6 protein-coding genes are annotated in these 9,776 nt (G+C 59.3%); 3 read left to right on the top strand and 3 right to left on the bottom strand.

The features are described 5' to 3' along the window. Window positions 1-84: 84 nt before the first annotated feature. Window positions 85-1,134: a hypothetical protein gene (locus TBK1r_RS13385; protein WP_145211257.1), complete on the top strand. Its 1,050-nt coding sequence runs from the start codon at window positions 85-87 to the stop codon at window positions 1,132-1,134. Here the strand turns inward: TBK1r_RS13385 and TBK1r_RS13380 are convergent. From TBK1r_RS13380 to TBK1r_RS13370, 3 genes are all read right to left on the bottom strand, one after another. After that, complete coding sequence (locus TBK1r_RS13380) at window positions 1,127-3,343, bottom strand: site-2 protease family protein (protein ID WP_145211254.1); 2,217 nt, start codon at window positions 3,341-3,343, stop codon at window positions 1,127-1,129. The two genes, TBK1r_RS13385 and TBK1r_RS13380, sit on opposite strands and share 8 nt — an antisense overlap. Window positions 3,344-3,489: 146 nt before the next feature. Then, entirely contained in the window at window positions 3,490-4,377 is an 888-nt protein-coding gene (locus TBK1r_RS13375) for an efflux RND transporter periplasmic adaptor subunit (protein ID WP_419581311.1), read from the bottom strand. 29 nt (window positions 4,378-4,406) lie between these two features. Then, window positions 4,407-6,461, bottom strand: coding sequence for an efflux RND transporter periplasmic adaptor subunit (locus TBK1r_RS13370; protein ID WP_145211248.1), 2,055 nt, complete (start codon window positions 6,459-6,461; stop codon window positions 4,407-4,409). Window positions 6,462-6,652: 191 nt separating this feature from the next. On the opposite strand from TBK1r_RS13370, the gene TBK1r_RS13365 reads away from it, so the two are divergent. Continuing rightward, window positions 6,653-8,737 (top strand): TolC family protein, encoded by a 2,085-nt coding sequence (locus TBK1r_RS13365; protein ID WP_145211245.1) that lies wholly within the window; start codon window positions 6,653-6,655, stop codon window positions 8,735-8,737. Between the two features lie 313 nt (window positions 8,738-9,050). Then, window positions 9,051-9,755, top strand: coding sequence for a hypothetical protein (locus tag TBK1r_RS13360; protein ID WP_145211243.1), 705 nt, complete (start codon window positions 9,051-9,053; stop codon window positions 9,753-9,755). Window positions 9,756-9,776: the final 21 nt, after the last annotated feature.

The raw sequence follows: 9,776 nt of genomic DNA, 5'->3' as shown, positions 1-9,776 counted from the left end.
CTGATTTAACACGCTGATTGAACACACGGTGCATCGAAACGATGCATCCACACGTTGCATCAACACGCTGGAAAGTGACTGGCCATGACCGACTCGGCAATCCGCCCGACGCGATCGCTCCGCATTCGACGTCGAAACACCCTTGATTCGTTGTGCCGCAGGGGCGTGGCCACATTGGCCTGTGCCACCTCGATGCTGACCGCCACCCATCTGGCCGCCGGGGGCGCCGACATCGACCGCGCCGTGCCGATCACCACCGTGCCGATCACCACCGATCCGACCGCCACCATCGTTCGACTCGCCCCCAGGATCTTGATCAGCAACCCAGCCGAAATCAACGCTTCGGCGAGCAAGACATGGAATCAGTCGCGGCGTCATTCGAATCCACCGACGCTCGTTTCCCAAGCGACCTTTTCCTCGCTCCATCAGGCCGGCCAAGCACCGGCGGCGCCGGAGCCGTCGACGCAACAACCATTCGAATCACTGCCCCGACCGTCCGCCGACAACACGGTCGAAGTGGAAGTGGAGGTGCCGGCATTGGTGCAGCCCGTGCCCGTGTCACAACCGCCGGGGCTGTTGCCGATCCGCCGTGAACCCGCCGCCGAGTCCAACGACGAGGGCTCCCGGACCTTCGATTCATTTGACGACCCACAGCCGGAGCTGATCGAGAGCGACGTGTTGGATCTGGGTGACAGGCAGTTCGGTCGCGATGTCATGCGGCACGAACGTGTCACAGCCACACCGCAATCCACGGGCGCGTGGCTGGACGTTCGCCCTCGAGGCCTGGGCGCGTCATCGCAGCTGGTTGCCGACGCGGATCTGCCCGGCGATACCAGTGGCCTGCCCCGGCACGATGCTGTTCCGCATCTGACCTCGTTGCATCGGTCTGACTTGACCATGCGAGACTTTTGGACGGGCGCGTCGTTTTGCCACCAGCCGCTGTATTTTGAAGACAACCGATTGGAACGCTACGGCGCGATCCGTGGTCCGCTGAAACGCGTGCCGGCGGTCCACTCAGGGATCCACTTCGCATGGAAAGCCGGTGTCTTGCCGTTGTCTGCGGCCATCGATCCGCCCTGCAGTTCCGTTCGCAGCGGCTACCACACGCCACCGTTGAAACGGTTGATCAGATAACCGTTTTGAAGGTGCGTGAGAGGACGCGGAGCACACGTTGGCTGAGCGGTTGCGATTGAACCGAAATCTTCGCCCGACCGCGAGCGCCGATCAATAGCGGCACATCGGTCGGATCGAGTTGAACGTGGGCCTTGTAAGACGTCGTTTCCGGTCGCAGCACGCCGGCCTGGTCGACACGGCTGGAGAGTTGTTGATCCACCGCCAATTCCGTTGGAACACTTTTCACACTCACTCGTGAAATCTCTGTCACCGTGCCTGCGATGACTTCACCGCCGGCGATGTCCAACAGCAGCTTCACCCGCTGATCCTTGCGGACAAATTGCAGGTCCGATTGGTCGATGTAAACCGCCGCTTCAAAAGCATCTTCCTGGCCGATCAGGCAATACAGCGTCTTTCGCTCCAGCGTCATCCCCAAATTGTTGGGGTCCATCGGCGTGCCGCTCCAACGGACCAGTTCCAGCTCACCGGGCGTCGGCGGCTGCACTGTCGGCGGAGCCAGCACCGTGCCTTCGACCGGAGCGGTCAACACCAACGCTTGTTCATCGTTGCGCAACTGAACCAATCTGCGTTGCAAGTCCGCCAGGATTTCTCGGGCGGCCGGCAATTGAGAGGCCAGCGTCTCGTCGTCGCCACGCAACGATTCCAAATGCTTGACCCGCAGTTCTTGGTGGCTCAGCTGACCGCGAACACTTTCCAGCTCGCGCTTGACATCGATGTTTTCCAAGTAGGCCAGCGGTTCTCCCGCAGCCACCTTGGTTCCGGCAGCAACCGATTTCGTCAGCCGGCCCGGCACCGAAACATAGACGCGGCGGGCATTCAACGGCTCGATCATCGTCGGCGCGACAATCCGGCAGGGAAGCGGCACCCACAGGCAGGCGGCGACCAGCAAGGTCACCACCCCAGCGGAAATCAACAACCGGCCGGGCTTCATTTTGCGACGTGTCGAAGGGTTGGTCATGATTCTCGCTACCGCGGTCAAGAGAGGCGAAAGAAGACCGACGAGCAAAACGACGGTCAAAATCTGGGCGATCAAAATCAATCCCGCCGGTTTGCAAATGCGGTACACCAGAAACAGGATCGAAACCATCACCACCATTCGGTAAAGCATCGACGCGAGGGCATAAAGGAACAACACTCCGCGTCGCCCCTGAACGGAGACCGGTTTCCCCGGATCAATGCCCAGAAACACACGCCAGGCGAGACGCTGCACCACGCGCCGTGAGTCCTGCCAGAGATTCGGCAAATCCAGGACGTCGGACAAGATGTAGTAGCCGTCGTACCGCAGCAGCGGGTTTCCGTTGAGTAGCACCGTTCCGATCGAACAGACAATCATCACGTTCAGGCAGAGGGTGTTGAACAATCCGGGTTGGCTGGACAACCATAGGATCGTGCAAATCGCTGCCAGAACCACCTCCACAACGATCCCCGCTGAACTGATCGCCACACGCTGCAATCGACTGGACAGCTTCCATGCGTCGGTCACATTGCAATACAAGCAGGGCGTGAACACCAACAACATGACACCCAGCTCATGACAGCGGGCGGCGTAGTGTTTGCACGTCAACGCGTGACCGATTTCATGAAGCAACTTGATCAACGCCATCGCTACGGCCAACGCCAATAAATTGCGCGGGCTCAATAACGCATTCATCTCCGGCAATCGCCGTGTCAGTGAAGCCTCTTGCGTCACCAGTAACGCAACCGCCGTGACAACCAATAAACCACACGCCGCACCACACCAGGGCGAGAACACCCAACGCAGTTTCGGATACAGCCAGTTCAGTAAACGTTCGGGATCAAATCCGCGAAATCGGATCGCCAGCGGATTGGAGAATGCGTTCATCCACGAGGCGCGTCGCTGCTGGTCATGACGCGTCCGCAACGGTTCGCCTTGTCCCGGTGTATCGGAAAGGACCAGGCCGCTGCGATGCAAATGGGCCACAAACCAGTGCAGCCGTTGGTTGGTCATCCGGCGCGGGGCGAAACGTTGTTCAAACCGTTGCTTGATCTGCTCCAGACTCGAGCGACCATCGAGCCACCCCAGGATCGCGAACTCCTCCTCACGAAACTGATAGTATCGCAGCGCAAGCGGGTCTTTGATCACCCACACGGACTGTCCGCGACGACGCTGCGGGTAGACTTCCAGGTCCGGACGTTTGCGAAGCTTTAGACGCCCCGCTCCCGCCGATGATTCACTGTCGGTCGACACTTCGCTTGTCTCCCTGGTGCTCTGTTCCGATTTGAATGAAGGGTTGCGTTTGTCGAGCGGAAAAGGGGTCAGGTACCAAAAACCCAATGGCCCGACGGGTGCTTCGCATTTTTGTTACCTGACCCCTTTTCCGCGGCACCCCAGGGTCAATCCGTGATGATCGACATTCGAGCGCGATGGCCGGGTTGCAATCGTCCGTCGTGGTTGTCGACCTCGGCCCAGATACGAACTTGGCCGTTGACCGGGTCGATCTCGCGACTGACGAACACGATCGTTCCCGAATAGGACTGCGCGGTATCGTGTTCGTCGTGCGGCACGACCCAAACCGGCATTCCCTTCAACGCTTCGGTGACCTGGCTCGCTTGGACAAATCCTTCTGCACGCAACCGTTTGATGCTGACGATCCGAAAGATCTTTTCGCCGGGCGTTACCCACTCTCCCACGTGACGCAACACTTCGACCACCTCTCCGCTCTGCGGCGCCAAAATGCGCCGCACCTCGATGTTTCGTTCAGCCATGGCGAGCGCGTTGGCCATCAAGTCTCTTTTCGTCTTGGCATTTTGGAGTTCGCTGCGCGCTTTTTCAATCTCAATTTCCGCCTGTTCCGCATCCAGTCGCGCCTTTTCCAGTTCCGACTGAGAAACACTTCGCGGCTGTGCGGCGTCGGCTCGCACCAGTCGATCGAAATGGGCCTGTGAATAGACCCGTGTCTTCATGGCCGATCGGACCGCGACATCGTTTTCAGCGTCGCGCATCGCGATGTCCAATTCAAACGTCGCACGCTTGTAGTCCAACTGGGCTTCGGTGTCGTCGATTTGTGCGAGCAGATCTCCCTTCTCGACCAGCTTGCCTTCCGATGCATGGACCTGGACCAGCGAGCCGACCGCCCGAGCGGGCACGTCGACTTGATCGATCAATCGAATCAGCACCGAATCCACCCCGATCGTTTCGGCCGAGGCAACGACGGAAGTTGATGCGAGCATGATCGTCCACAAGGCCAGGTGAAACATGCCGATCGCTTTCCCGTTCTTCATCCGTCTATCCCGTTCGTGATTCAACAGGTTCAAAATAAAATCCATCCTCGGACCGTTTCAAACAGGTCGTGTAGCCAGACGAAGCCCAACGATCGACGGCCGCAATCGAATTTCGCCTTGATCGTCGTTCCCGGTCGCAGCAACTCCACCGCTTCGCTCGGCACTGAAACCAGTACCCGAGTCGAAGCCTGTTGTTGGTCCAGCACTTCGGTGCGTCCGGCGATCTGCTTCAAGCTGCCACGATACGTCGGTGAGCTGCCGGTCGCCAGTGTGAACGAAACGTCCAGGGGGGCGTCCTCGATTCGCTGGGCCGAGATCACGTGGCCGGCGCTGCGATCGGGGACCAACAATTCCAGCACCCAGGGGCCGGACAGGTCCGCGACGCTGACCAACAGTTGCCCCCGTTGGACGGGGCGATCGGCCAACAAGTCTTCGGGATCCCAGGTCAGAATTCGCCCGCCGATCGGACTGCGTACTTCCAAGCTGTCGCGCTGTTTGCGGACCAACGCGATCTGGGTCTGCAAACTCGCCAGTTGCTGTTTCAATTCTTGTTCTTCGGCAGCCAACTGACCTGGAATTCGCGCGGACGTCTCGTTAAACCCGGTTTGAACACGCGCCGATGCGATCGCCAACAATCGTTTCTCCGTCGTCTGATACTCGCCCTGCAACCGTTCCAGTTCAAGTTCCAAATCTCGGCTGCGGAGCACCACCAGGATCTGGTCGGCGGTGACCGATTCATCGTGCCCGCGACGCACCTCGACCACTTCACCATCCACGGGCGCATAGATATTGCGTCGGATCAGCGGTTGCACTTCCCCTTCGGCTGCCACGTAATGGGTCGCCGGAATCACCCGCAGCGCCAAGATCGTTAGCACCACGGCCACCGTGGCGATCACCAGTTTTCGTCGTTGCAGTCCGCCATAACGGATCGTCCGGCGTAGCCAACGAGCCAACGACAGCATAGGCAGCGATTGGTAGTCGATCGCGTTGCGCAGCGCAGAACTGCAGAGGTTGGCGATGCGAACGATCCGCTCTTCCGCATCCGGGTTGATCGAAGCGTCGAACGTTTCCAACACCAACATGCCGACCAGTGATTCCGTCGCATTGCCCGCCGCATTGCCCGCCGCATCGCCCGCTACGTTGCCCGAGACGTCGCTCGCCGCCAACAGCGGCACCACGTCGATGGATTGCGAGTGGGAGTCATCAGCAAACGCACACAGGGGGCGTTCCAATTGAGGCGGGAACTGATCGGTCGTCCCCCGGTAACGCAACCACTGTCGCGACGGCTCGACCGCTTTGGCCAGTTCTTCCATCGAACGCACCAGGTCCGAGCGGCGATCGAGCGTGTCGACGCCGCTGGTCGCCATCGCGGTCAAGCGACCACGCAGGGGAACCAGCAAACTGACCCGGTCACAGCCGATGAACCAGCGCCCGTCGTTGACCAGTTGATACGCCGTGTCGCGCAAGTCCAAACTCGCATGGGCACGCTGGCACAACGCTTCATATTGACGCCAGCGATCGACCGCCGATTGAAGATCTTTCAGCCGCTGTCGCCGCAAGAAGTCGCCCGCCAAATCGGCGACGATTGCCAGCAGACGTTCACTTCCCGTTCGCGCCGCGGGGCTGACCGAGTTGGATTGAATGACTTCAAGGACGCCGATCACGTCCCGGTCAATCCGCAGCGGCGAACCGGTCCAAAAGTACGTTTCGTGGACGCCGCCGCGCCGTGACGGAGTTCTCTGGGGCCGGTCGCCCGGTTCGGTGGTGTGGGGCAATGCGGCCGACTGCTGACGACTGCTGTCGAGCACCGAACGCAACAATCGTGTGTGGTGTTCACCAGCGATCAAAGCGGCTTCCGGCAAGTCCGAGTCGACCTTTACCTGGCACAGCGACTGAAACCCTGCGGCGTCGTCGACCATCCAAACACTGCCGCCGGCGGCACCGAGCAGTTCAACGGTTCGCTCAAGTGCTTCGCTGGCGAACGCGTGAAGTGAATCGGAAGCCTGGGAAAGCTCGGAAATCTCGGCAACAAACTGCTCGATCTCGCCCCACTCTTCGCCGCATTGTTCCGGGGAGGACGTCACACTGTCTGCCAATTGAAATCGACCTTTACGATAAAATAGGGGGTCTAGGTCGCCTGTTGCGAATGTATCAAAAAGAGCGTCTTTGCCGAAAACAGAATCTATTTCGGCCGTCTTGATGCCGATCTACGACACGGGGCTACCATCGTACCACGGAACGATTCGCAAACGCTACGGAAACAATTAGACCTCCGATGACGTGTAGGAGCATCACGAACTACAGCCTTTGCGCGATCTCCCTGCTGGCAATTGTCGGTTGCGCGACCCGTGTTTCGGTGCCGTCTGCGGCGGTGTCGAGCATTTTGGCGGAGGTCACGATCGCGCAGCCGAATCTGAACGACGTGGTCCAGAGCGATGCCCCGCTCGGTGCCAACACGCCGTTCTCCATTGGTGAGGGTGCGTCGCCCGGGACCGCGGCACCCCAGCCCTGGGATCTGACGATCGATCAGGCGGTTCAGATCGCATTGGCCAACTCCACAGTGCTGCGTGACCTGGGTGCCCGTGTGGTTCAAACGCCGGGATTAACGCCGACCATTTATGGACCGGCAATTCAGGCAACCGATCCGACCAGCGGTGTGGAAGCGGCGCTCAGCGAATTTGATGCCCAGGTCAACGGCGACCTGTTTCACGAAGACAACGACCGGGTGCTCAACAACGAGTTTGCCGGCGGCGGCGAAAATTTCTACCAACAGCAACTCACGCGGCTGGAATCGAGCCTGAGTAAACAGACGGCCTCGGGAGCCTTGTTTACCCTGCGACACAATTTTGACGCGGACTTGAACAATTCCGATCGCAATCTGCTCGATGGCACGGCGTGGAATTGGAATTTTGAAGGCGAGGTCCGACATCCGTTGCTGCAAGGGCGGGGCGTCAACTTCAATCGAATCGCCGGCCCCAATGCCACACCAGGTGTCTACAACGGCGTCGTTATCGCCCGACTGAGTGCCGACGTGACGGTGGCCCAGCTTGAGATCGCGCTGCGAGACTACTTGAGCGACGTCGAAAACGCCTACTGGGATCTACACTTCGCGTACGCCGATTTGGAAGTCAAGCAACAGGCTCGTGACCGCAGTCTCAATACCTACCTGTTACTCAAGGCACGGCAGGGGCTTCCCGGGGCCGAAGACGACAAACTGGCGCAGGCCAAAGAGCAATACTTCCGGTTCGAGCAAGACGTTCAAAATTCGCTGGCCGGTCGTCTGGTCGTCGGCACCCGAACGTTCAACGGCAGTGGCGGCGGGACCTTTCAAGGGACCGGTGGCGTCTATGTCAACGAACGACGATTGCGGTTGATCATGGGATTGCCGATCAACGATGGTCGACTGATTCATCCTTCCAGCCCGCCGACTGACGCGCCGGTTACCTACCATTGGAACGACATCGTTTCCAACGCCTTAGCACGCCGCACCGAGCTGCGCCGCCAGCGGCTGAACGTCGATCGACGACGCTACGAATTGACCGCCAGCCGAAATTTCTTGCTGCCACGTCTCGATGCCGTCGGTCGTTACCGGTATCGCGCCCTGGGCGAAAGCCTGTTCGATCACAATATCTCTCCGGCCGGTACCGCGACCGGCACGGGGACGCACGAATGGTTGATGGGGCTCAGTCTTTCTTATCCGGTCGGATTCCGGCAAGCCCACTCGGCGGTCCGCAACGCCCAATTGCGGTTGGCCCGTGAACGCGCCCTGCTGAGTGAACTGGAGCGTCAGGTCGTGTATGGATTGAGCAACGCGATGGCCGAAAGTGATCGCGCCTACGAAATCTTACGAACGGCGTTGAATCGCGAGAACGCGGCGAAAGAACAATACGAGATCTTGGCCGGGGAAGCCCAGGCGCCGGTGCGTCAATTCGATTTCAATGCCTTGTTGGACTCCGAACAGCGTTACGCCGAGGCGGCCAGCGACGCCAATCGTGCCCGCGTCCAGTACGCCTTGGCGACGAAAAACCTGAACTTCGAAATGGGAACGCTGCTGGAGTACTTCAACATTCACTTGACGGAAACGCAGTCGGCCGCGGCGCGGATGACATCGCCCCTACCCGGCCGACAAATCGTTCGCTCGGTCGTCGATTTCGCCACCTCCCCGTGGAGCGACGACAACGACAACGCCCCCCTCGCCGGCAATCCGCCATCGACCGTGGCCGCCGAACCCGAAGAATCGGTGTTCGGTGAAAGCACGATCAACGCGATCATCGAACGAGAGCTTGCCTTCGAAGCATCTCGGGGGCAGACCGTCGACATCGACGCACCGATCGAGTCACCTTCGGATGTCGCGTTCTGACTCGTTGGGGCCCGTCGGCTCACGCCCAATACGGCTGATCATCCATTGACATCAGCCGGTTCGCGCCAGCGCCAGCGGCCTCCTCATTGAGGTCGACTCAGCGGGATGGCCGTAAAGCGGACGAAGACCTGTCGTCTACCGCAACGTATTCACCGGGCAGAACGTTGTGAATTTTCTGAAAGTTCCACAACGATAAAATTGAGTTGCGACAGAATGCTGGTACGTTAGACACCTGCCTAGGTGGAAATCAAATCTCTCACCGACTTGAGACGCACCATTTTTTATTGCCCGGCTTTTCCTGGGCCGTTTGACCATGCTGAAAACACAATTCGACCGCTTCGTTGCGGAAGGCTTCGACGAACTGGGCGCCATCATCATGGTGATCGACGGCTTTCCGCAGGACGAGCGATTTGAGCCGACCATCGAACTGCTCGAGTCCCTCGGCTATCAACGCAGAGGGGCCCCCGATGTTGACGAGGGGGAGTACAGCGTGAGTACGCCTGGCGGTCAGGCAACCGAGGCGGCTCGGCGCGTTTTCTTTGTCAAGTTCATCCTCGGCAAGCATCTGATTCAGTACCAGCCGTGCAACCGATTCCTTCTCCGGGGCAAATCCTGCAAGCCCCACCGTCCCGAGTCCGATTTGCGGTTTGCCGATTGGTATCCTGTGAAGGGGAGCCCCGTGAAGGAACGTGTCGGTGCAATTGAGGATCAGTTGGCCGATGACTTTCCCAACGCCGCGATGGCGGGGCAGTTTCTGTATGACCACGGATTCAAACGATCCAATACGTACAAGAAACTTGACAAGAACACGTACTTCGTCGCGGCCCGGCACGGCGACGGACAGCCATCGGGAATCGTCTTCCGCGGTGAGGACGAAACGTACTTCTTCGACTACTACGCCGATACCCGGTATACCATGGGCAGCAGCGGCCTGGTGAAGGACGAACTGCCAACCGAACGACAGCAAAATGTTGCGGCGTCCATCGCGACAATGAACTTTCCTAAACTGATCGAATGACCTTTTTTACCAATCATCAAC

The organism is Stieleria magnilauensis (genome assembly GCA_007753675.1).
Taxonomy (GTDB): Bacteria; Planctomycetota; Planctomycetia; order Pirellulales; family Pirellulaceae; genus Stieleria; species Stieleria magnilauensis.
Note: the sequence above shows the minus strand (reverse complement) of the source record. Positions and strands in the feature narration are given on the sequence as shown.